This window comes from Pseudomonas sp. GM79 (assembly GCF_000282495.1).
In the GTDB taxonomy this organism is placed as follows: domain Bacteria; phylum Pseudomonadota; class Gammaproteobacteria; order Pseudomonadales; family Pseudomonadaceae; genus Aquipseudomonas.
In genome coordinates this window covers 81,369-102,685 of record NZ_AKJE01000036.1, presented here as the reverse complement: position 1 = coordinate 102,685, position 21,317 = coordinate 81,369, and the positions used below count along the sequence as shown (strand labels likewise).

Below are 21,317 nucleotides of genomic sequence, written 5' to 3'. Positions count from 1 at the left end.
GGAAGGCCCGCAATGTCCGCTGCACCCGCTTACCTCATGCACACCTCAGCCCGACAACCGGTTTCGTTCAGCCGAGGCCAGGGCGCCTCGTTGTGGGACACCGAGGGTGTTGAATACCTGGATGCCATCGCCGGTGTGGCGGTGACGAGCCTGGGGCATGCCAACCCCGAAATTGCCGCGGCCATCGCCGAACAGGCCACGGTGTTACTGCACACGACCAACCTGTTTCGCATCCCATGGCAGGAGCAATTGGGCGAACGACTGTGCCTGCTCTCGGGCATGCAACGGGCGTTTTTCTGCAACTCCGGAGCGGAGGCCAACGAAGCGGCGCTCAAACTGGCCCGCCTGCACGCCAACGTCCGGCAGGTGACCCAGCCGCAAGTGTTGGTGATGGACAACAGTTTTCACGGGCGCACCCTGGCCACCCTCGCCGCCACCGGCAACCCCGCCGTGCATCGCGGCTTCGAGCCCCTGATGCCGGGCTTTGTGCGAGTGCCTTTCGACAACATCGAAGCGATTCGCCAGGTCGCGGCGCAGTCACCCGATATCGTCGCGGTGCTCGTCGAGCCGGTGCAGGGTGAGGGGGGCGTGCACGTCGCCTCTGCCGGCTACCTGCAGGCCCTGCGCCAACTGTGTGATGAACACGACTGGCTGATGATGATCGATGAAGTGCAGACCGGGCTGGGCCGCACCGGTACCTGGTTTGGCTTTGAGCATGCGGGCATCGAGCCGGACGTCATTACCCTGGCCAAAGCGCTGGGCAACGGTTTCCCCATCGGCGCGTGCCTGGCGCGTGGCAAGGCCGCCGAGCTGTTTTCCCCCGGCCACCATGCGTCCACGTTCGGCGGTAACCCGCTGGCGTGCCGCGTGGGCTGCACAGTGCTCGACATCATGCAGCGCGATGACATCCCGCAACGCGCTGCCGCCTCGGGCCGCCGCTTGTTGGCGGCCTTGAAGCTGGCGCTGGGCAACCATCCTGAGGTGGTGTCCGTTCGCGGCATCGGCTTGATGATCGGCATTGAACTCAATGGCCCGTGCGCCGAACTGGTCGGCCGGGCCCGTGAAGAACAACGTCTGCTGATCACCGTCACACGGGGCACCACCGTGCGCCTGTTGCCGCCGCTGATCTGCGATGACGCACAGATCGACGACATCGCCGCGCGCATCACGCGCCTGCTGTCACCTGCCGCTTGAATTCTTGACCAAGGACACTTTGCACATGTACGACTCGACGCTGACCCTCAACGCTTTCGACCCTGAGCTGTATGAATCGATTCACAACGAAGAGCATCGCCAGGAAGACCATATCGAGCTGATCGCCTCGGAAAACTATGCCAGCCCGCTGGTGATGAAAACCCAGAGCACGGTGCTCACCAACAAGTACGCCGAAGGCTACCCCGGCAAGCGCTATTACAGCGGCTGCGAATACGTCGATGTGGCCGAGCGGCTGGCCATCAAGCGGGTCAAGGCCCTGTTCGACTGCGACTACGCCAACGTGCAACCCCATGCGGGCGCCCAGGCCAACGCGGCGGTCTTCCTGGCACTGATCAACCCCGGTGACACGGTGATGGGCATGAACCTGGCCCAGGGCGGTCACCTGACCCACGGCAACCCGGCCAACTTTTCGGGGCGTCACTACACCATCGTGCCTTACGGACTGGACCCGAAAACCGGCTTTCTTGACTATGACGAGATGGAGCGCATCGCACTGCAGACACGCCCCAAAATGTTGATCGGTGGTTTTTCCGCGTATTCGCGGTACAAGGACTGGGCACGCATGCGCAGCATTGCCGACAAGGTAGGGGCTATCTTCTGGGTCGATATGGCCCACGTCGCCGGACTGGTCGCCGCGGGCGAATACCCGGACCCGCTTCCCCATGCGCATGTGGTCACCAGCACCACGCACAAAACCCTGCGCGGGCCACGCGGCGGTTTGATTTTGTCCAAGGGACAGGATGAAGCCTTCTACAAAAAGCTCGACTCCGCTGTGTTTCCCGGCGTGCAGGGCGGGCCGCTGATGCACCAGATCGCGGCCAAGGCCGTGGCGTTCAAGGAAGCGCTTGCGCCGGAGTTCAGCATCTACCAGACCCAAGTGGTCATCAACGCCCGGGCCATGGCCGGGGTGTTGCAAAAGCGCGGGTACAAGATCGTCTCGGGTGGCACCGACAACCACATGATGCTGATCGACCTGTCCGACAAGCCCTACACCGGCAAGGAGGCCGACGCGGCCCTGAGCAGTGCCTATATCACCGCCAACAAAAACTCGGTGCCGAATGACCCGCGCTCACCGTTTGTGACATCCGGCCTTCGTATCGGCACCCCGGCGGTGACCACACGCGGGTTTGGTGTGGAGGCTTGCGAGCAAGTGGCCGGCTGGTTATGCGACGTACTGGACGCCCTGGAAAACGGTAACAGCGACAAGGTCGGGCACCACGTGCGCGAACAGGTTGTCGCGCTGTGCCGTCGTTTTCCGGTCTATCGCTGAGTCTGGCCCGGCCATTGCGTGATCGGGTGGTGACCGGGTATTCAACTGTTTTATCAGGCGATCCCCTTGGCCACACCCACGCGCCATTGATCAGGTAATTGCCCACAATCCGCGACTTGTACACCCGCGGATTGTGGTTCGCCAACGTGCGCGCATTACGCCACAACCGATCCAGCGCCTTGTTGCTCGTCGTGGCACTGCATCGATGTGGCCGTGCGCGTGGGCAACCTGGCCGACTCGCGACTTATCTCTCGTACGCTGGGACCGCATCGTATTTGCGCTTTTGCCTCGCCAGCCTATTTGGCCAAACGCGGCACGCCGCTGGAACTCAGCGATCTGGCCGACCATGACTGCGTGAATTTTCGCTACCAGAGTTCGGGCCAAGTGCTGCGCTGGCCATTCAGCGTGGGGGACCGAATGGTGGAGAGCGCAATAAGAAGCCCCGTCCCATTTAGGTGGGACGGGGCTTTTGTGATTTTAAGATCAAAAGATCGCAGCCTTCGGCAGCTCCTACGTGTTCGTGGTGTTCGCGTGTCGCAGATTTCGCCGGTGGCTCCTGTCAAACCAGCGGACTCACTCGCATCCCATTCAGTATGGTCTATGGGTTGATGCCGCTGACGACGCGACTGATGTTGAGCTGATATCAGTTGAGATCTATTTGTTGTCGCTTTATGTTACTCGTTTTCATGGATGATTCTGACTTATGGCACGCGTGGGCTTGATACTGACACCCGGTTTTGCGGACTGGGAATACGCTTTCATTGCAGGAACCGCGTCCCCGTTTTACGGGATCGACGTCAGGTTTTTTGCCTCTGCTACGGGGCAGTTCCGCTCGCAGGGGGGGCTGGCTGTTACTGTGGATAGCAGCTTGCAACAATGCCTGGACTGGAAGCCGGACGTTGTTGCCGTCATCGGTGGAATGATCTGGGAATGTGCGGATGCACCGGATATTCGGGACTTTCTGCTGGCGAGTCGTTCAAGTGGAGCGACAATTGCCGGTATCTGTGGGGGAACGCTGGCACTTGCGAGAGCCGGGCTTCTCGACTCGGTTTCTCATACCTCGAACAGCGCTGACTTCTTACAACAGAATGCCGCCGGTTATGAAGGCGCCGCGCTTTATCGAAGCAGTCAAGTAGCTGTAGTTGCCGACCGCATCATAACTGCTCCAGGCCCTGCGCCCGTTAGCTTTACCTGCGCAGTGTTCGAAGCTGCCGGACTATCTTCAGAGAGCGTTTCGCAGTTCAGGTCATTGTTGGCAGCGGAACACGGGTAATCGGTTGTTTCAATTAAGGGTGGCATGACCATTTCTCGTTACTGCTCGAGCATCAAGCTGCGCCAAATGATCATCGGCTTTTCTACAGGCGCGACTTCCGGTTGCAACTGCTCCTGTGTGGGCCTGTTGTGCGGTGGTTGCTCCTCTGGTTCAGGCGCTGGAGTCTGATAATTGGCGGCATGCACGTTATCTACTGACATTTTGTGTAGTCCGCTTATTTGATTGTTATGGTGACTTTGCCTTTTGATCTGCCCTGCTCGACGTACCGCAACGCCTCTGCAGTCGATTCAAAAGGGAAGGAACGATCGATGACCGGTTTGATGACGCCAGCCTCGATAAGCGAGGTGATTTTTTGCAGTTGTACCCCGTTGGCACGCATAAACAAAAATGCATAGCTCACCCCGTGCTTGCGGGCTTTTCTGCGAATACCGCTGCTCAGCAGGCGCATGACTTGCCCCAGCACCCAGGACAAGCCTTGTTCTTGGGCAAATTGCGCGGTCGGCGGCCCCGAAAGGGAAATGAGCTGTCCGCCAGGCTTGAGAACCTTGATCGATTTCTCCAGTACATCGGCACCGAGGCTGTTCAACACCACGTCGAAATCGCGCAACTCGTTTGCAAAATCCTGCTGTTTGTAATCGATGACCACATCCGCCCCGAGTGCTTTCACCCATTCGACATTCGCCGTGCTGGTGGTGGTCGCAACGAAGGCGCCGAGGTGTTTGGCGAGCTGGATGGCAAACGTGCCTACACCGCCGGATCCGGCATGAATCAACACCTTCTGGCCTTTTTTCACCTGGGCGGTCTCAACCAGCGCCTGCCAGGCCGTCAAGAGGGCCAAGGGGACGGACGCCGCTTCGGCCATATCGAGATTCGAGGGTTTCAGCGCGAGCTCGTTTTCGTTCACGGCGATCAATTCGGCAAACGTCCCGATCCGATCCTCGGGAGGGCGTGCATAGACTTCATCTCCTGGCTTGAATCGCTTCACCGCCGAACCCGTGTGAACGACCACTCCGGCCAGGTCATTGCCCAATACCAATGGGAATGTATAGGGCAGGATCAGTTTGAATTCCCCCGTTCTGATCTTCGAGTCCAACGGGTTCACGCTCGTTGCATGCACCTGGATCAGAACGTCATGCACACCGACCGCAGGGTCGGGCACTTCGCCAATCATTCCGTTCTGCTTGCCGTAGCGGTCGATAAAAAATGCCTTCATGTTGCAGCTGCTCTTGTCGGTGGAATGAGAATGGGGCGCGGCCCCGACAACGTTGATGCGATGAGACGTGCAGGCTGTCAGGCGTCGAGGAACGTCGAAGCCTTGGCCACGAAATCGGTAGCGTGCTGGAAAATGCTGCCGTGCCCGGCGTCCTGGTAAATGATCAGTTGCGCGTTGGGGATTCGCTTCGCCAGCTCAATCGAGTTCACGGTGGGCACCATGATGTCGTTGTCCCCGTTGGCTATCAGAGTCGGCATACGCAGGCGACCGAGTTCTTGCGGCGCCTGCTTGCCCCACGCAGTAATGGCTTTCAATTGCCGTAAAAACGCGCGGGGTGTCGGGCCTTTGTCCCGGTCTTGCTGGCGTTCTTTCAAACGTTGCAAATACTCGAACGCGGCACGTTGGCCGTTGGCCGTGGTGGTAAAGAACAGGTAGAACTTGGGGTCTCGTAGCGTCAGCAGACCCTTGATCATTAGCGGCCAGGTCACCGAGCCGACGTTGTCGATGCCTGTGCCGCCGGCCGGTCCGGTTCCGGTGAGGATCAATCTGCGCACTCGTTCGGGTGCTTTCAGGGCGATGTCTTGAGCGACGAAGCCGCCGAGTGAAAAGCCGAGCAGGTCAACCTTGTCCAAACCCAACGCACGAATAAAGCCGATGCCATCGTCAGCCATTTCACCGACGGTCAATGGCGCGGCGCCTCCCGAGCCACCGATACCGCGGTAATCAGTAGTGATGACACGCCGGTTTTTTGCCAGACCGTCGATGATCCTGGGGTCAAAGTTATCCAGCACTGCCCCCCAATGGTTGAACATGACCAGCGGGACCTCCGACCTGGGTCCCAGGTCACGATAGGCGAAGGGGATCCCGCCAATCAGAACCGACTGGTTCGCCGCGTTGATAAATGACGACTGCGAACCCGGGTGATTGCTTGTAGCCATAAGGGTCATGTTTACTCCGTCCGATTGCGGGGCGAGGCCGACCTGCTCGACAGGGGTCAGGCTTGAGTCAAATAGCGTTGCGCCACGGCGGACTGCCTGATCTGCGACAAAAGACCCTGACGCGCGGTTTGCAAGGCATCCCAGCGCTCGCCTTCATGCAGCGGAGGAATGGTCACCGGTTCGCGACGGTCGAAGCCAACCAGTGCGGCATCGACCAGATCACCCACTTCCATGATTTCGCTCAAGGTGTTGATGTCGATACCGGCGCGGTCCCAAATCTCCGTGCGGGTGGCTGCGGGCAGTACGGCTTGCACATAAACACCCTGAGGCGAAAGTTCCAGGCTCAGGCCTTGGGACAGGAACAGCACAAACGCCTTGGTCGCCCCATAGACCGACATACCGAACTCAGGCGCCAGACCCACCACCGAACCGATGTTGATGATCGCGCCTTCACCTGCTTTGGCCAGGCGTGGCGCGATGGCGCTGGCGAGCCGCACCAGCGCGGTGGTGTTGAGGGCCACCAGTTGCGCAACGCTGTCGGTGCTTTGCTCGATGAAGGTGCCTGACTGTGCGGCGCCGGCATTGTTGACGAGGATGCCGATGCGCCCGTCATCCCGCAGGCGCGCTTCGATGGTGTGCAGGTCACTGAGTTGAGTCAGGTCGGCCTGAAGCACTTCAATGGCGACGTTGTGTTCGCCACGCAACTTTGCGGCGAGCGTTTCCAGGCGCGAGTGGTCGCGGGCGACCAACACCAGATCATGCCCGCGTTGGGCGAAACGCTCGGCGTAAACCGCGCCGATACCGGTGGAAGCGCCAGTGATGAGAACGGTAGGGTGAGTAGTCATGATGTCAGCTCTTTTTTCGGGAACATGAATGGGGATGGATGCACGATCAAAATCAGGCCCGATCAGCTTGTGCCTGGTTCGCGGCAGCGCTTGATTCGGCAAGCGTCGGGTAGTCGATGTATCCCGCCGCACCGCCGCCGTAGAGCGTGGAGGGGTCGAAGGCGGACAGTGGCGCACCGTTCTTGAGCCGCTCCACCAGATCAGGGTTGCCGATAAAAGGGCGGCCAAAGGCGATCAGGTCGGCCTTGTCATGCGTAAGGCGTGCCGTGGCCAGGTCCAGGTCATAGCCGTTGTTGGCGATGTAGGTGTTCTTGAAGCGCTGGCGCAAGGCGTCGAAATCAAAGGGCGCCACGTCGCGTGGCCCACCGGTCGCGCCTTCGACGACGTGCAGATAAACGATGTCCAGAGCATTGAGTTGGTCGACGATGTAATCGAACTGAGCCTGTGGATCACTGCTCGATACACCATTGGCCGGCGAGACAGGCGAAAGGCGAATGCCTGTGCGATCAGCACCAATCTCGGCGGCCACCGCAGCCGTCACTTCCAGCAGCAGGCGCGCACGGTTTGCGATCGAGCCGCCGTAGGCATCAGTACGCAGGTTGGCGCCGTCCTTGATGAACTGATCCAGCAAATAGCCGTTTGCACCGTGGATTTCCACGCCGTCGAAGCCTGCCGCAATGGCGTTTGCTGCTGCTTGGCGGAAATCGTTGACGATGCCCGGCAGCTCGTCAGTCTCCAGCGCTCGCGGCTCGGAAACGTCCTCGAAGCGATTGTTGACGAATACCTTGGTCGCGGGACGAAGCGCGGAAGGGGCTACCGGCGCCGCGCCTTGCTGTTGCAGATCCACGTGGGAAACACGACCCACATGCCACAGCTGCAGGAAAATTCTCCCGCCCTTGGCGTGTACGGCATCGGTCACCTTGCGCCATCCCTCTATCTGCGACTGCGTGTAAATGCCCGGGGTGTCCTGATAACCCTGTCCCTGCTGCGAGATCTGCGAGGCTTCGGAAATCAGCAAGCCCGCGCTGGCCCGCTGGCTGTAATAGGCAGCAGCAAACTCACTCGGCACAAAGCCTTTGCCTGCACGATTGCGCGTCAGTGGAGCGAGAACCACGCGGTTCGACAGCGTCAGGGCGCCAAGCGTGTAGGGAGTAAACAGATTCAGGTCGCTCATGGGTGTGTGTTCCGTGCCCGTTGATGAATTTCATATGGCTGGCATTTAGGATGATGATCGAAATCTAAACTGTCAACAATTTTGATTATGGTCAACATCTATGTATCATCAGCCGATGAATTTCCAGCGGTAGCGAGGTATCGAACATGCGAGTGTCCAAGGCCCAGGCCCAGGCAAATCGGGAGCACATCGTCGAAACGGCCTCAGTCGTGTTTCGCGAGCGCGGTTTTGACGGTGTCGGCGTGGCCGACCTGATGGCCGCCGCCGGTTTCACCCATGGCGGTTTCTATAAACATTTCGGTTCGAAGGCTGACCTGATGGCCGAAGCCTCGGCCAACAGTCTTGCGCAGTCACTGGCCAGCGCCGAAGCATTGAGCGTGAAGGATTTCATCGATGTGTATGTGTCCAGGGATCATCGCGACGGGCGCGCCACGGGTTGCACCATGGCGGCGTTGTGCGGTGACGCGGCGCGTCAGTCAGGCGATTTGAAGTCGGCATTCGCTGAAGGCATCGAGCGCACGTTGCAAACGCTCGGCGAAAAATACCCGACCGGGCCGGATGCGGCGCCGGGTGAGGCGAGGGTGAAAATGATCGACCTGCTGGCGCGCGCGGTCGGCGCGATCATGCTATCGCGCGCCTGTCCTGACGACTCGGCGCTGGCCGATGAAATTCTGGCGGTGTGTCACGCGCAAATGACCGCATCATTGAAAACGTATTGAAACGACGGTTCCAGCGCTACTGGTTTGGACATGAGTCGATTCGATAGCTGTGCGCAAGCCTCTGCAAAGGATTTCGCCGATGCCGAGAAGACTGGTTCACTCGCTCCGAGCATGGCATTCAACATGTCGACTTCCCAAGCGGTGCAGGGCGCGGTGTTTGATGTCGTCACCCACTTCATGAATGACAAGTCCGCCGATGCTGGCAAGGCTGGCAGGCAATTGCTGGCCGCGATCAAGGCCGCACAATAAATTGCCTTTGGTTTGAACTGCTCCGTATACCGATTACGGAGCAGTTATTGGCGTGTCATCATCCACTAGCGGCCGCTCGTGCCGCGATCATCAACCTCTCGCTCTACCACGCTCTGTTTATCTCTTTTGATTCCCCGATAAGAAAAACCGATACCCGCTTAAAGATTTCCCAGAGGCGGGCGGGATACCTGCGGCTTTACAGTCACCTCCATCGTTCAGCGTGGATGGGAAACCTCCAGGCCTTGTCCATCGGGACTTCTACAAAAATAAGAAGGTGAGAGCATGACTAGTGAAACGGTCGATATCAAAGCGTGGATCGACAACCGAAAAGTGGCGCCATACCAGTGGCTGATTATGGGCTTATGTTTTTTCATAGTGCTTTTCGATGGCTTCGACGTGGCCGTGATGGGGTTTATCGCGCCTTCCTTGATCCAGGAGTGGGGGCTATCGAAAGCAGTGTTTGGCCCGGTGATGAGCGCTGGCATGGTTGGGCTGGCGATCGGCGCCCTGACCGCCGGCCCTTACGCCGACCGAATCGGCCGCAAAAAGGTACTGCTGACGGCGGTGACCGGCTTCAGCGTGTTGAGCCTAGCCTGTGCGTTCGCTCGGAACCCTTATGAATTGGCAGCTCTGCGTCTGCTTACTGGTGTGGCGCTGGGCGCAGCGTTGCCCAACACCACCACACTGCTTTCCGAGTATTTGCCGGAACGCAATCGGTCACTGTTCATCACGATCATGTTCACCGGGTTCAATATGGGGTCGGGGTTGGGAGGATTTCTCGCCGCGTGGTTGATTCCCCATCACGGCTGGCAGTCGGTGTTGCTCGCCGGCGGGATTCTGCCGTTGCTTCTGTTGCCGTTGATGTGGCTGCTGTTGCCTGAGTCCGCTCGTTTTCTTGCCGCTCGCAATGCGCCTGCCAGCCAGATCGCTAAGGTGCTAAACAAGCTGGGCGGCACGTTCAGCGCAGCGACAAAATTCGTCATCGCCGAGCCTGAAGCGCAACAGAAGGCCCCGTTACGCTTGTTGTTCACCGAGCACTATCGTTTCGGCACGCTCGCCTTGTGGGCGACTTATTTCATGGGGTTGCTGGTGATTTACCTGACTATGGGCTGGATGCCGACCCTGCTGCGTGAAGGTGGGCTGTCCATTGAACGGGCAGCGACCATCACCGGCCTGTTCCAGATTGGCGGTACCGTCGGCGCCATCGTGGTCGGCTGGGCGATGGACCGGCGTAATCCGAACGCTGTCATTGCCACGTCCTACGCACTGGGTGGCGCTTTCATTCTGCTGCTGGGCGCCTTCAGCCTTGAATCGAGTCTGCTGGCGTTCGGCGTGGTGGCGGCAGGTTTCTGCATGAGCGGGGCGCAAACCGGCCTCAATGCTTTCGCGCCGGGGTACTACCCGACGGACTGCCGCGCCACGGGCGTCAGCTGGATGCTGGGTATCGGCCGCTTCGGGGCTATCTTTGGTTCACTCATCGGTGGTGCGGTGCTCAGCCTCGGGCTGGGGTTGCCGCTGCTGTTCGCCCTGTTGAGCGTGCCTGCCTTTATCGCCGCGCTGGCGATTATGGCCAACGGTCATGCACGGCGCCGGGTCAGTCGGGCCTTGCTGGCGCATTAATCTTTTTCGACAAAGGAACTCGTTATGGCACGCATCATTGGTGGCCTCGCTGTATCCCACACACCGACCATTGGCTTCGCGGTCGATCACGATAAACAGCATGAGGCCGCCTGGGCGCCGATCTTCCGCGGCTTCGAACCGATCAAGGTGTGGCTGAAGGAGCAGAAACCGGATGTGCTGTTCTACATCTTCAATGACCATGTGACCTCGTTTTTCTTTGATCACTATGGTGCGTTTTCCCTCGGTGTCGATGAGCGTTACGAAGTCGCCGACGAGGGCGGCAACCCGCGCGAACTGCCGGGGATCGGTGGACATGCGGCATTGTCCCGGCACATCGGCGAAAGCCTGGTGGCGGACGAATTCGACATGAGTTTCTTCCGTGACAAACCGCTCGATCATGGCTTCTTCTCGCCGATGTCGGCGCTGTTGCCGTGCGAGCCGGATTGGCCGGTGGAAATCGTTCCGCTACAAGTTGGTGTGTTGCAGTTCCCGGTGCCAAGTGCGCGGCGTTGCTACAAGTTGGGCCAGGCGTTGCGCCGGGCGATTGAAAGCTACCCCGAGGATTTGAAAGTGGCCATCGTCGCGACCGGCGGCGTGTCCCATCAGGTCCATGGCGAGCGCTGCGGGTTCAACAACCCGGAGTGGGACCAGCAGTTCATCGATCTGCTGGTGAATGATCCCGAGCGCCTTACCGAAATGACCCACGCCGAGTACGCCGCGCTGGGGGGCATGGAAGGTTCGGAAGTGATCACCTGGCTGATCATGCGCGGCGCGTTGTCGGCGACGGTGAAAAACCTGCATCAGGATTACTACCTGCCGTCGATGACCGGGATTGCAACGCTGTTGCTGGAAAATCAGGACCGGCCAGTTCCCGTCGACGTCATCGCGCGGCACTTGCAGCACATGCAACACCAGTTGGCGGGTATCAAGACGCTCGAAGGCACCTATCCGTTCACGCTGGAGCGCAGCGCCAAGGGCTATCGGTTGAACAAGTTTCTGCATCGCATGATCGAGCCGCACTGGCGTCAGCGTTTCCTTGAGCAACCTGAGGCGCTGTTTGACGAAGCCGGGCTGAGCGATGAAGAACGCGATCTGCTGCGACGCCGTGACTGGCGCGGGTTGATCCACTATGGTGCGATTTTCTTCGTGCTGGAAAAACTCGCTGCCGTGCTCGGGGTGCCCAATCTGCAGATTTACGCGGCAATGCGCGGGCAAAGCCTGGACGAGTTCATGAAAACCCGTAATCAGCAGGTGCTCTATTCGGTGGCTGGCAAAACACCGCGCTAACGTTTTCAGCATCATCTGCGGCTCGCCCAGGGCCGCTTTCGCAACACCCTTGAATGACTTCACTGCGCCTGGTTCACGCGGGCGTAGCGGCCTGCTTCATCCCTAAAAAAACGGATAACAATAACAATGAAAATCACCGCCAATACCCGCGTAGTCTTCACGCTGTCCGTCGTTTGTGCACTTCCTGCGCAGGTTTTTGCCGCCGGCTTTATGGAAGACGCCAGCGCCAATCTCAACCTGCGCAACTTCTACATAAATCGCAATTTCACCAACCCGGCCAATGCGCAGGGCAAAGCCGAAGAGTGGACACAGAGTTTCATTCTCGATGCCCGCTCCGGATTCACCCAGGGCACCGTCGGATTTGGTGTTGATGTGCTGGGGCTGTATTCGCTGAAGCTCGACGGTGGTCAAGGCACGGGTGGCACTCAATTGCTGCCGCTGGACAGTGATGGCCAACCTGCCGATGAATTTAGTCGCTTGGCCGTCGCCGGGAAAATGAAAGTCGGCAAGACCGAAATCAAGCTCGGCGAGTGGATGCCGGTGCTGCCGATATTACGTTCCGACGATGGTCGCTCGTTGCCACAAACCTTTCGTGGCGGCCAGATCACGTCGCAAGACATCGCCGGGTTGACCCTGTATGGCGGCCAGTTCCGGCAGAACAGTCCGCGCAACGATTCAAGCATGGAAGACATGTTCATGCAGGGCAAAATCGCGTTCACCTCTGACCGCTTCAACTTCGTCGGCGGCGAGTACGCGTTCAACGAAAAACGAACGATGATCGGCGTGTGGAATGCTCAGCTTAAGGACATCTACCAGCAACAATATCTGCAACTGATTCACAGCCAACCACTGGGTGACTGGACGCTGGGCGCCAACCTTGGCTACTTCTGGGGCCGCGAGGATGGCAGCGCCCGCGCTGGCGATCTGGACAACCGGACTTTCTCGGCATTGCTGTCCGCACGCTACGGCGGCAATACGTTTTACGTCGGCCTGCAAAAGCTCAGCGGTGACGATGCCTGGATGCGCGTCAACGGCACCAGCGGCGGAACCCTGGCCAACGATAGCTACAACAACAGCTACGACAATGCGCGGGAGAAATCCTGGCAGCTGCGCCACGACTACAACTTCGTCGTCCTCGGCATGCCCGGTTTGACCTTGATGAACCGTTACATCAGCGGCGATAACGTGCACAGCGGGGCCGTCTCCGACGGTAAGGAATGGGGGCGCGAATCCGAGTTGGGCTACACGCTGCAAAGCGGTGCGTTCAAGAACCTCAACCTGCGCTGGCGCAACTCGAGCATTCGCCGCGATTACAGCAGCAATGAGTTCGACGAGAATCGCTTGATCGTCAGCTATCCGTTGAGCCTGCTTTAACCGCGTCATTGGCCTGCGTTCGGATAACCTGGCGGATCTTCTCCATCAGTGCCTGCGCCACCGGTGAGTGCAGGCAGCCGCTGCGGTACGTCAGGCCGATGGCCCTGGCGGTCTGTTTCAATTCCAGCGGTAAAATGCACAACTCGCCGGACGCGATTTCCTGTTCCAGTTGATGCGCTGAAACGGCCGCGAGCATGTCCGAGCGCAACAACAGTCCGCGAATGATCGCCATGTCGGCGCTTTCCACCACCGGGGAAGGCGCCGCGATACCGAAGCCGGCGAAGCAATCGTCGAGCATTTTGCGGGCCGGCGAACCGGCGCGCGGCAATACCCACTGCGCGTTTGCCAGATGATCTTGCAGGCCGGTTTTGCCGTAGAGCGGGTGATCACGCCGCCCAAGCACGACCATTTCCTCGGTCAGCAGTGACTCACCGACCAAGTCGCTAGCGTAGGTCGACGAACGCAGCGCACCGAAAATGAAATCCACATCACCGGCGCGCAATTCAGTCGCCAGCAGGTCGAAGGGACTCTCGTTGGTGATCACTTGAATACCTGGGTGCTCGGCCATCAGCCGCACGATGGCCTCGGGCAGGATGCGCGTGCGGCCAAGGGGCAGGGCCCCGACGTGCACGACACCGTGCAGGGCGCCGCGAAGGGAGGTGATGTCGGTGTCGATATGGCGCAGTTCGTTTAGCGCACGGCGGATGGCAAACAGGATGTCGTGACTGGCGCGGGTCGGTTGCAAGCCGCGCGGGGTGCGCTCGAACAACGACCGACCGCAGCCGTTTTCGAGGACTTTCAGCGTCGAACTGACCGCAGGCTGACTCAGCCCCAGCAGGTTGGCCACTGTCTGCATGTGCTGGGTTTCACAGAGTTTGACGAACACTTGCAGGCGTCGCGCCTGGAACAGATAAAGCGGTTCAATCGCAGCTTTTTCACCTTGGCCGAGCAATGTCGGCACGCTCTGAAGCTCCGCCAGCACCCGTCGCGCTCGGGGCAGCAAGCGCTCACCGAAATTGGTCAGGCGCATACCGTTGGCGTGGCGCTCGAACAGCATCACGCCCAGGCGTTCTTCGAATTCGGAGATGGAGCGGGTAACCACCGATTGCGCCCGGTACAGTGCGACTGACGCCTTGGAGACGCTGCCGTGATCAGCCACGCGGACGAAGGCGCGCACGTGCATCAGGCTCGGCAGTTCAAGGGTTTTCATGGGAAAGGACTCTGCGGGTCGGCGATTCAGTCGACTATGCCGCCGCTATTTTCGAGTGGCAATAAAAAAAACGCATACCTCGAACACTCGAACGCATTACTCCGTCGGCGGGGTGCGATGCGATGCTCTTTCGCAACGCAAGAGGAGTATCCGCAATGATCGAATCAACCAAAAACGCGCTGGTCGTCAGCGCCCACTCCGCCGATTTTGTCTGGCGTGCCGGCGGCGCGATCGCCCTGCATGCGCAGCAGGGTTACAACGTTCACATCGTTTGCCTGTCGTTCGGCGAGCGCGGCGAATCCGCCAAGCTGTGGCGCAAGGGCGAGATGAGCGAAGACAAGGTCAAAGCGGCACGCCGCGAAGAGGCCCAGGCTGCCGCCGATATCCTCGGAGCCAGTGTCGAGTTCTTCGACATTGGCGATTATCCGATGCGCGCCGACAAGGAAACCCTGTTCCGTCTGGCCGACGTGTTCCGCCGGGTGCAACCGGAGTTCGTCCTCAGTCACTCGCTCAAGGACCCGTACAACTTCGATCACCCGCTGGCCATGAATCTCACGCAGGAGGCGCGCATCATCGCCCAGGCCGAAGGCTATAAACCGGGTGAGAAAATAGTCGGCGCACCGCCGGTCTACAGCTTCGAGCCGCACCAGCCTGAGCAGTGTGAATGGCGCCCCGATGTGCTGCTCGACATCACCGATGTCTGGGACAAGAAGTACGCGGCCATCCAGTGCATGGCCGGTCAGGAGCACTTGTGGGAGTACTACACGCGGGTCGCCCTGCAACGCGGTGTGCAAGCCAAGCGTAATGTCGGGATCACCTCGACCCGCAACATCGTCTATGGCGAGGGTTACCAGAGTATTTTTCCGCGTGTCACGGAGAATCTGGCATGAACGAACTTATCGGCAAGACCGGCGTTGTGGTGCGCAATATTCAGCGGGCCGAAGCGGCGCTGGTCGATGAGTTGAAACGCTTCGGGGTGGCGACCATTCATGAAGCGCAGGGTCGCAAAGGCCTGTTCGCGACTTCGATCAGACCGATTCAGCAAGGCACGGTGATCAGCGGATCAGCCGTCACAGTGCTGGTTGCGCCGGGTGACAACTGGATGTTCCATGTGGCCGTCGAACAATGCCGGCCCGGCGATATTCTGGTGGTCGCGCCGAGTTCACCGTGCATCGACGGCTACTTCGGTGACCTCTTGGCCACCTCGCTCAAGGCTCGCGGCGTCCGGGCGCTGGTGATTGATGCGGGCGTGCGCGACACCCACACCCTGCGCGAAATGGGCTTCCCGGTCTGGTCCCGCGCCATCAGCGCTCAAGGCACGATTAAAGAAACCCTTGGCTCGGTCAACCTGCCGCTGGTGTGCGGCGGGCAACTGGTGCACCCGGGGGATGTGGTCGTCGCTGATGACGATGGTGTGGTGGTCGTGCGACGCACTGAGCTGTTGCAAGTCGTCGAAGCCAGTCGCGCCCGGGCCGACCTGGAGGAACAGAAGGCTCTGCGCCTGGCCAAGGGTGAACTGGGTCTGGACATCTACAACATGCGCGCGCGCCTGGCGGAAAAGGGTTTGCGTTACGTCGACAGCCTTGAAGAACTGGGAGACTGAGCATGGCGCAGACCCGCATTCCCTGTCTGTTGATGCGCGGCGGTACGTCCAAAGGCGCTTACTTTCTGGCCGATGATCTACCGCAAGAGCCCTCGCTGCGAGATCGCGTATTACTGGCGGTGATGGGCTCGCCGGATGCGCGGCAGATCGATGGCATTGGCGGCGCTGATTCGCTGACCAGCAAAGTGGCGATCATCAAACCGTCGAGCCGCGCCGATGCCGATGTCGATTACCTTTTCGCCCAGGTGCTGGTGGAGGAACCTCGCGTCGATTACGGACAGAACTGCGGGAACATCCTCGCCGGTGTTGGGCCGTTCGCCATCGAGCGTGGGTTGGTGGCGGTGACAGCGGACGTCACCCCAGTGCGGATCTACATGGAAAACACCGGACAGATTGCCATCGCCCATGTACCGACGTCTGATGGTGAGGTGCGCTATCACGGTGACGCCCGTATTGACGGAGTGCCGGGACAGGCTGCGCCGTTGATCGTCGAATTCGAGGACGTCGCCGGCGCCAGTTGCGGTGCCTTACTGCCGACCGGCAATGCGAGGGACCTGATCGACGGCATCGAAGTGACCTGCGTCGATAACGGTATGCCCGTGGTGCTGATCCGCGCGCAAGAGCTCGGTTGTAGTGGGTATGAGAGTCCCGCGCAACTCGACGCCGATGCTTCACTGAAACAGCGTCTGGAGTCCATCCGACTGCAAGCGGGTCCGCGTATGAACCTGGGGGATGTACGCCTGCGCAACGTGCCGAAGATGTGCCTGATTGCACCGCCACAGGTAGGTGGGGCCATCAGCACACGCAGCTTCATTCCCCATCGATGCCACACCAGCATTGGGGTTTTTGGCGCCGTCAGCGTAGCTGCCGCCAGCCTGATTAACGGCAGTGTGGCGGAGGGCATGGCATTTGTGGAGGAGGGTGATGTGAAGCGCTTGTCGATCGAACACCCGACGGGCGAGTTCACTGTGGAAATACGGGTACAGGATGGGCAAATAGCCGGCTGCGGGTTGATGCGCACCGCCAGACTTTTAGTCAGCGGCGTCGTATTCGTTCCGTCAGGTCTTTGGAGTGATAAGCCAACTCGTTAGTTTTGACCGTCCATTTGATTGCTCTTGTAACCGAAGCGCTTAAGGCGACCCTGTCCAAACACATCCCGAAATAGACTGTAAAACAAGGCTGGTTTTCGGAGAATCGCTCTCCCTATAGCCGATCGTCTTCCTCTTTATGGTAGTTGCCGGTCGCCGTCCACTTGAGTAACGCCGACTAACTACTGTCCTCCAGGCAACCAATGACCGCTGTGTGGTTTCTTGCCGGTCGCGAAGGGCAACAGAATCGACGCAATATAGCTGACCCTCAGGATTTCGTACTCTCAAACCTCATCCGCGAATTTGCAAACCACTGACGACATATTGGTAGGTCTGGAGAGGGGCATGACCACCACGCAAAACCTGACTCAAACAACGCTATGTGCAATGTAAGATCGAAGGTTATGGGTTGTCATGAAATGAAAAAAAGCTGTCGCCAAATGAAAGGCTGGCGCACGCCACGTCTATAAACTTCTCCTCAAGCTTGCGCAGCAAGCCAGCTATTTGGCTGTTGGTGCTCACGGACGCGGGCATTTCCTACGAATGGAGCAGAGACAATGAGTGAGCGGTCGATAACGCAGTGCTTTTCCGCCCTAGGGGCCCCGCTTTGCATGCTGCGGCAGTCTTGGGGGCAGCGCGAGCAGATGGTAAAAGTCTCCGTTTTCTGCGTCCTCCCCGACTAGTGCGCTGTCGGTTGGACGGCACATTGTTACCAAAACAGCAGTAGACTGTTACAAATCATACGCTGGCTATCTATTAGTGTGCTTGGTATATTTAAAAATTATTCATCAACTTTGAATCTGGATAATTAAGAATTTTAACAAACTAACAACACTATAAGTGCTTAATATCTAGCTTACAAATATATTGCTATAAGTTAACAGCGTGGCTGCGCAGTCACCCTAATAAAGATTACGTTTAAAAATGCGTTCCTAAATCACATTGCTGAAGATAAAAATAAGTAATAGTTTTTGCGATTTGTTTTTTGTTATATTCATAAATTGTACAATCAAAAACCATGACAAGCCTTGCAAAAATATCACTTCAATACCCTCAATGCTGGAAGCTCGATATAAGTAATCGAATCCTGTTTGACGGTGCCAATCAAATACACTTGACAAATATTGAGAGCATAATTGTAAAGAACATGCTCCTCAAGGAGGAGCGCGTAATCAGTAGAGCAGAGCTAATTAGTAGTATTGGGAGAGAGCCTGGTCTCTATCGTGGCCTGGAGATGAGTTTGAGTAGGCTGCAAGTAAAGTTCAAGAAAGGCGCTGGAGGTGGGCATCTCTTTCGCGCAGTCAGAAATCGTGGCTACTGCCTCACTCAAACCATACATATTAATGGGGAGCCGTCTCGGGAGTTTACGTGAGGTAAGCGGCAGCGTTTAAGATGAGTGAGTTAACTTTTTACGATGGGCCTTGCGCTTTGATACTGGTGCAGCGGATTTGAAAATGCCGTCGCATAACTTCTGAGTTATGCGACGACTAATTCTGGCGTGAAACTGTCGCACGTACTCAGTTATCTGCGACATGAGATGCACAGATGTGGCATTGAGAAAGAAGGGAGGTAAATCCGATACGCTCGGTTCCCGCTCAGGACAAAAATCTGGAGTCGCAGCGAAGCACGCTGACGAGTTTGGCCTGTCACAACTGACCGAAAATGGCCGCTTCTGACCGACTGCTACCCTTCCTTACAGGCAGAATTCGACCCATATCCGCCACTCAAGGATTTCACCCCCGACTATTCTAAAGCCAAGCCAGATTTCAACGGTGCACGGTCAGATATCGAGTGTTACTTCAGCCTCTGGGAAACCGATATGACAAATCCTCAAAATAAAGCCGAACCCGACGAGGATTTAGCCCGGTTGATTATGGGGAAAGGTCCCTACACCTATCTATTGCTGCTCTTGCTAGGGTTGATCCTTCTCTTTCCCTTTCTTGAGGAAGGTATATTTGCTCGTACCTTGCTCGGCATTCTTTTTTCGATCGTGCTGCTCGTGGGGGCTTTCGCCACCAGGCAGACTCGGCGGGGGTTCATTCTCAAACTGGGCCTGGCGTTGCTTGGGGTTGGCCTTCAATGGACGGCGTTATGGACTGAGAGTATCGCGATTCTTAGCCTTGCCGGGATAGCGTATACGGCGTCTCTTGCCGTCTCGTTTAGCGGAGTGCTTCTCTACATTCTCAAGCGCGGGCCAATTACAGCCGGCAAGCTGCATGGCGCGCTGGCGGGTTACATCATGCTGGCTTTCGTTTGGTCCTTCGTTTATGCCATGGTGGAGATATCCAGCGCTGGCTCATTCGGTCCTCTGCCCCTCGACTTCGCACAGCCTGGCACGTTCTTCAAATTAATCTATTTCAGCCTCACGACGCTCACAACCACCGGTTACGGAGATGTTATTCCGTTGACCAATCACGCCCGCTCACTGGTAATGGTCGAAGAGTTTTCAGGCGTCTTTTACGTTGGGGTTGTGATCGCTCGGTTTGCCGGTCTTTATCCATCGAATCAGGCTAAGTGATGGACGACCGATTGCTGATGGCCCATGCCATTGAAAAAATCCGCCTCGGTTTTCATTGAAGCCGCATGGCAGACGGAGCGCTCCATCCGCCATGCAAACCCTTGTTTCAGAGGCTGAGGAAACCGCTGTAGAGGCCGTAACCCGCGAGCAGCGCACCTATCATCACGACAACGAAGATGACTTTTTCAATGGAGGTGAACACCGGTTGGCCCAGTTCGCGCTTGGCCTTGGCGAACAGGATTGCGCCGGGAGCATAAAGCAGTGCAGACAGCAGCAGGTACTGCGCCCCGGCCGCGTACACCAGCCATACGGCATAGAGCACAGCGATCACCCCGATTACCAGATCCTTGGTCCGCTCGCCTTGAGCCTCCTCATAGGTTTCGTTACGCCAGGCCAATAGTAAAGCGTAGGCGGCGGACCAGAAGTACGGCACCAGGATCATCGAGGTTGCCAGGTACAACAGGCTTAAATAGGTGGAACTGTTGAACAACGTGATAATCAGGAACAGCTGGATAAGCCCGTTGGATAGCCATAGCGCATTGGCGGGAACCTGGTTAGCGTTCTCCTTGCGCAAGAACGCCGGCATGGTGTGGTCGCGGGCACTGGCAAAGAGGATTTCCGCGCAGAGGAGTGTCCAGGACAATAGCGCACCGACCAGCGAGACGATCAGCCCTGCGCTGATCAGTACTGCCCCCCAGTGACCCACCACATGTTCCAGTACGCCCGCCATGGAAGGATTTTTCAGGCCGGCCAGTTGTGCCTGGGCCATGATCCCCTGAGAAAACACGTTAACCAGAACCAGTAAAAGCAGCACCCCGACGAAGCCAACCACGGTCGCCTTGCCGACGTCGCTGCGCTTTTCAGCACGGGCGGAAAAGATGCTGGCCCCTTCAATGCCAATAAACACCCAGACGGTGACCAGCATCATGTTGCGAACCTGATTCATCACCGTGCCCAGGTCACTGTTGCCAGCGCCCCAGAAGTCGCTGGTAAAAACATCCATCTTGAAGGCCACGCCGGCAATGACAATGAACAGCGCCAGCGGCACCATCTTGGCGATGGTAGTGATCACGTTAATGAAGGCGGCTTCCTTGATTCCGCGCAGAACCAGAAAATGCAGGAGCCAGAGCAGCACGGAGGCGCAAATGATTGCCGGTAGTGTGTTGCCTTCTCCAAACATCGGGAAGAAGAACCCGAGGGTACTGAACAGCAACACCATGTAGCTGACGTTGCCGATCCAGGCACTGATCCAGTAACCCCAAGCCGATGAGAAACCCATGTAGTCGCCAAACCCGGCCTTGGCATAGGCGTAAACCCCGCCATCGAGCTTGGGCTTGCGGTTGGCCAGTGTCTGGAAGACGAATGCCAGCATCAGCATGCCGACGCCAGTGATCAGCCAGCCAATCAACGTGGCGCCAGCACTGGCACTTTTAGCAATGTTCTGCGGTAGCGAAAAAATCCCGCCGCCCACCATGGAGCCGACGACCAGAGCGATCAATGCTCCGAACTTCAACTTATCGCTGGAGGCAGAAATCTGGGTATCTTTGTCGATGTTGCTGACGGAGTCGACCATCTGAATCTCCTTACCGAAACGGAATCGTTCAAGAGGTGACGGGCTGACAAGAGATGGTCGCTAATGCACTGCATGACCCCTTCGAGTGACGCATGCCACCGAACAGACTGCTTTTTCGCTGCAGGAATGGATTGATGTCACCGCCCCC

Annotated in this window: 18 protein-coding genes and 1 pseudogene; 13 read left to right on the top strand and 6 right to left on the bottom strand. The window is 58.1% G+C overall.

From position 1 onward, the window contains the following. Positions 1 to 12: 12 nt before the first annotated feature. The 4 genes from PMI36_RS18315 (at position 13) to PMI36_RS18325 (ending at position 3,758) form a co-directional block, all read left to right on the top strand. A complete protein-coding gene (locus tag PMI36_RS18315; protein ID WP_008070846.1) occupies positions 13 to 1,194 on the top strand; it encodes an aspartate aminotransferase family protein in 1,182 nt (393 codons plus the stop codon). A gap of 25 nt (positions 1,195 to 1,219) precedes the next feature. Further along, positions 1,220 to 2,485 carry a serine hydroxymethyltransferase gene (gene glyA / locus PMI36_RS18320; RefSeq protein ID WP_008070844.1) on the top strand — a complete coding sequence of 422 codons (1,266 nt, stop codon included), beginning with the start codon at positions 1,220 to 1,222 and terminating at the stop codon, positions 2,483 to 2,485. A gap of 207 nt (positions 2,486 to 2,692) precedes the next feature. Further along, the gene (locus PMI36_RS31955; protein WP_338010022.1) at positions 2,693 to 3,094 is read left to right on the top strand and encodes a LysR substrate-binding domain-containing protein; all 402 of its coding nucleotides are present in this window, start codon (positions 2,693 to 2,695) and stop codon (positions 3,092 to 3,094) included. A gap of 94 nt (positions 3,095 to 3,188) precedes the next feature. Next, a complete protein-coding gene (locus PMI36_RS18325; RefSeq protein WP_008070842.1) occupies positions 3,189 to 3,758 on the top strand; it encodes a DJ-1/PfpI family protein in 570 nt (189 codons plus the stop codon). A 214-nt stretch (positions 3,759 to 3,972) separates the two neighbouring features. Here PMI36_RS18325 and PMI36_RS18330 read toward each other — a convergent pair whose 3' ends face one another. From PMI36_RS18330 to PMI36_RS18345, 4 genes are all read right to left on the bottom strand, one after another. Further along, positions 3,973 to 4,971, bottom strand: a complete 999-nt coding sequence (locus tag PMI36_RS18330) for an NADP-dependent oxidoreductase (protein WP_008070832.1) — start codon at positions 4,969 to 4,971, stop codon at positions 3,973 to 3,975. Between the two features lie 77 nt (positions 4,972 to 5,048). Further along, positions 5,049 to 5,918, bottom strand: a complete 870-nt coding sequence (locus tag PMI36_RS18335; protein ID WP_008070831.1) for an alpha/beta fold hydrolase — start codon at positions 5,916 to 5,918, stop codon at positions 5,049 to 5,051. A gap of 47 nt (positions 5,919 to 5,965) precedes the next feature. After that, complete coding sequence (locus PMI36_RS18340) at positions 5,966 to 6,754, bottom strand: SDR family NAD(P)-dependent oxidoreductase (protein WP_008070830.1); 789 nt, start codon at positions 6,752 to 6,754, stop codon at positions 5,966 to 5,968. A 52-nt stretch (positions 6,755 to 6,806) separates the two neighbouring features. Continuing rightward, the gene (locus tag PMI36_RS18345) at positions 6,807 to 7,928 is read right to left on the bottom strand and encodes an alkene reductase (protein ID WP_008070829.1); all 1,122 of its coding nucleotides are present in this window, start codon (positions 7,926 to 7,928) and stop codon (positions 6,807 to 6,809) included. A gap of 146 nt (positions 7,929 to 8,074) precedes the next feature. Between PMI36_RS18345 and PMI36_RS18350 the strand changes: the two genes are divergently transcribed. From PMI36_RS18350 to PMI36_RS18370, 5 genes and pseudogenes are all read left to right on the top strand, one after another. Then, complete coding sequence (locus tag PMI36_RS18350; protein ID WP_008070828.1) at positions 8,075 to 8,647, top strand: TetR/AcrR family transcriptional regulator; 573 nt, start codon at positions 8,075 to 8,077, stop codon at positions 8,645 to 8,647. Positions 8,648 to 8,671: 24 nt separating this feature from the next. Next, positions 8,672 to 8,896, top strand: a pseudogene (locus tag PMI36_RS18355) (sugar ABC transporter substrate-binding protein); the annotation flags it as partial. A 282-nt stretch (positions 8,897 to 9,178) separates the two neighbouring features. Next, positions 9,179 to 10,516, top strand: a complete 1,338-nt coding sequence (locus tag PMI36_RS18360; RefSeq protein WP_008070824.1) for an MFS transporter — start codon at positions 9,179 to 9,181, stop codon at positions 10,514 to 10,516. Positions 10,517 to 10,540: 24 nt separating this feature from the next. Beyond that, positions 10,541 to 11,803: a gallate dioxygenase gene (locus PMI36_RS18365; protein WP_008070822.1), complete on the top strand. Its 1,263-nt coding sequence runs from the start codon at positions 10,541 to 10,543 to the stop codon at positions 11,801 to 11,803. 210 nt (positions 11,804 to 12,013) lie between these two features. Then, the gene (locus PMI36_RS18370; RefSeq protein WP_443216693.1) at positions 12,014 to 13,177 is read left to right on the top strand and encodes an OprD family porin; all 1,164 of its coding nucleotides are present in this window, start codon (positions 12,014 to 12,016) and stop codon (positions 13,175 to 13,177) included. Here PMI36_RS18370 and PMI36_RS18375 read toward each other — a convergent pair. Beyond that, positions 13,152 to 14,387 carry a LysR family transcriptional regulator gene (locus tag PMI36_RS18375; protein ID WP_008070803.1) on the bottom strand — a complete coding sequence of 412 codons (1,236 nt, stop codon included), beginning with the start codon at positions 14,385 to 14,387 and terminating at the stop codon, positions 13,152 to 13,154. The genes PMI36_RS18370 and PMI36_RS18375 overlap by 26 nt on opposite strands. Before the next feature lie 155 nt (positions 14,388 to 14,542). Between PMI36_RS18375 and galB the strand changes: the two genes are divergently transcribed. The 4 genes from galB to PMI36_RS18395 all read left to right on the top strand — a co-directional run bounded on the left by galB (position 14,543) and on the right by PMI36_RS18395 (position 19,596). Next, positions 14,543 to 15,277, top strand: a complete 735-nt coding sequence (gene galB, locus PMI36_RS18380; protein WP_008070800.1) for a 4-oxalmesaconate hydratase — start codon at positions 14,543 to 14,545, stop codon at positions 15,275 to 15,277. Next, positions 15,274 to 15,990 carry a 4-carboxy-4-hydroxy-2-oxoadipate aldolase/oxaloacetate decarboxylase gene (locus PMI36_RS18385; RefSeq protein WP_008070797.1) on the top strand — a complete coding sequence of 239 codons (717 nt, stop codon included), beginning with the start codon at positions 15,274 to 15,276 and terminating at the stop codon, positions 15,988 to 15,990. Before galB ends, PMI36_RS18385 begins: the two co-directional genes overlap by 4 nt. A 2-nt stretch (positions 15,991 to 15,992) precedes the next feature. Beyond that, positions 15,993 to 17,081, top strand: a complete 1,089-nt coding sequence (locus tag PMI36_RS18390) for a 4-oxalomesaconate tautomerase (protein ID WP_008070795.1) — start codon at positions 15,993 to 15,995, stop codon at positions 17,079 to 17,081. A 1,816-nt stretch (positions 17,082 to 18,897) separates the two neighbouring features. Beyond that, positions 18,898 to 19,596, top strand: coding sequence for an ion channel (locus PMI36_RS18395; protein ID WP_008070793.1), 699 nt, complete (start codon positions 18,898 to 18,900; stop codon positions 19,594 to 19,596). Positions 19,597 to 19,702: 106 nt separating this feature from the next. Here the strand turns inward: PMI36_RS18395 and arcD are convergent, their stop codons facing one another. Beyond that, a complete protein-coding gene (gene arcD / locus PMI36_RS18400; protein ID WP_008070779.1) occupies positions 19,703 to 21,169 on the bottom strand; it encodes an arginine-ornithine antiporter in 1,467 nt (488 codons plus the stop codon). Positions 21,170 to 21,317 lie beyond the last annotated feature (148 nt).

Coding starts and splice junctions, on each gene's coding strand:
- PMI36_RS18315 (WP_008070846.1), top strand. CDS start 13: ATGTCCGCTGCACCCGCTTACCTCATGCACACCTCAGCCCGACAACCG.
- glyA (WP_008070844.1), top strand. CDS start 1,220: ATGTACGACTCGACGCTGACCCTCAACGCTTTCGACCCTGAGCTGTAT.
- PMI36_RS18325 (WP_008070842.1), top strand. CDS start 3,189: ATGGCACGCGTGGGCTTGATACTGACACCCGGTTTTGCGGACTGGGAA.
- PMI36_RS18330 (WP_008070832.1), bottom strand. CDS start 4,971: ATGAAGGCATTTTTTATCGACCGCTACGGCAAGCAGAACGGAATGATT.
- PMI36_RS18335 (WP_008070831.1), bottom strand. CDS start 5,918: ATGACCCTTATGGCTACAAGCAATCACCCGGGTTCGCAGTCGTCATTT.
- PMI36_RS18340 (WP_008070830.1), bottom strand. CDS start 6,754: ATGACTACTCACCCTACCGTTCTCATCACTGGCGCTTCCACCGGTATC.
- PMI36_RS18345 (WP_008070829.1), bottom strand. CDS start 7,928: ATGAGCGACCTGAATCTGTTTACTCCCTACACGCTTGGCGCCCTGACG.
- PMI36_RS18350 (WP_008070828.1), top strand. CDS start 8,075: ATGCGAGTGTCCAAGGCCCAGGCCCAGGCAAATCGGGAGCACATCGTC.
- PMI36_RS18360 (WP_008070824.1), top strand. CDS start 9,179: ATGACTAGTGAAACGGTCGATATCAAAGCGTGGATCGACAACCGAAAA.
- PMI36_RS18365 (WP_008070822.1), top strand. CDS start 10,541: ATGGCACGCATCATTGGTGGCCTCGCTGTATCCCACACACCGACCATT.
- PMI36_RS18370 (WP_443216693.1), top strand. CDS start 12,014: ATGGAAGACGCCAGCGCCAATCTCAACCTGCGCAACTTCTACATAAAT.
- PMI36_RS18375 (WP_008070803.1), bottom strand. CDS start 14,387: ATGAAAACCCTTGAACTGCCGAGCCTGATGCACGTGCGCGCCTTCGTC.
- galB (WP_008070800.1), top strand. CDS start 14,543: ATGATCGAATCAACCAAAAACGCGCTGGTCGTCAGCGCCCACTCCGCC.
- PMI36_RS18385 (WP_008070797.1), top strand. CDS start 15,274: ATGAACGAACTTATCGGCAAGACCGGCGTTGTGGTGCGCAATATTCAG.
- PMI36_RS18390 (WP_008070795.1), top strand. CDS start 15,993: ATGGCGCAGACCCGCATTCCCTGTCTGTTGATGCGCGGCGGTACGTCC.
- PMI36_RS18395 (WP_008070793.1), top strand. CDS start 18,898: ATGACAAATCCTCAAAATAAAGCCGAACCCGACGAGGATTTAGCCCGG.
- arcD (WP_008070779.1), bottom strand. CDS start 21,169: ATGGTCGACTCCGTCAGCAACATCGACAAAGATACCCAGATTTCTGCC.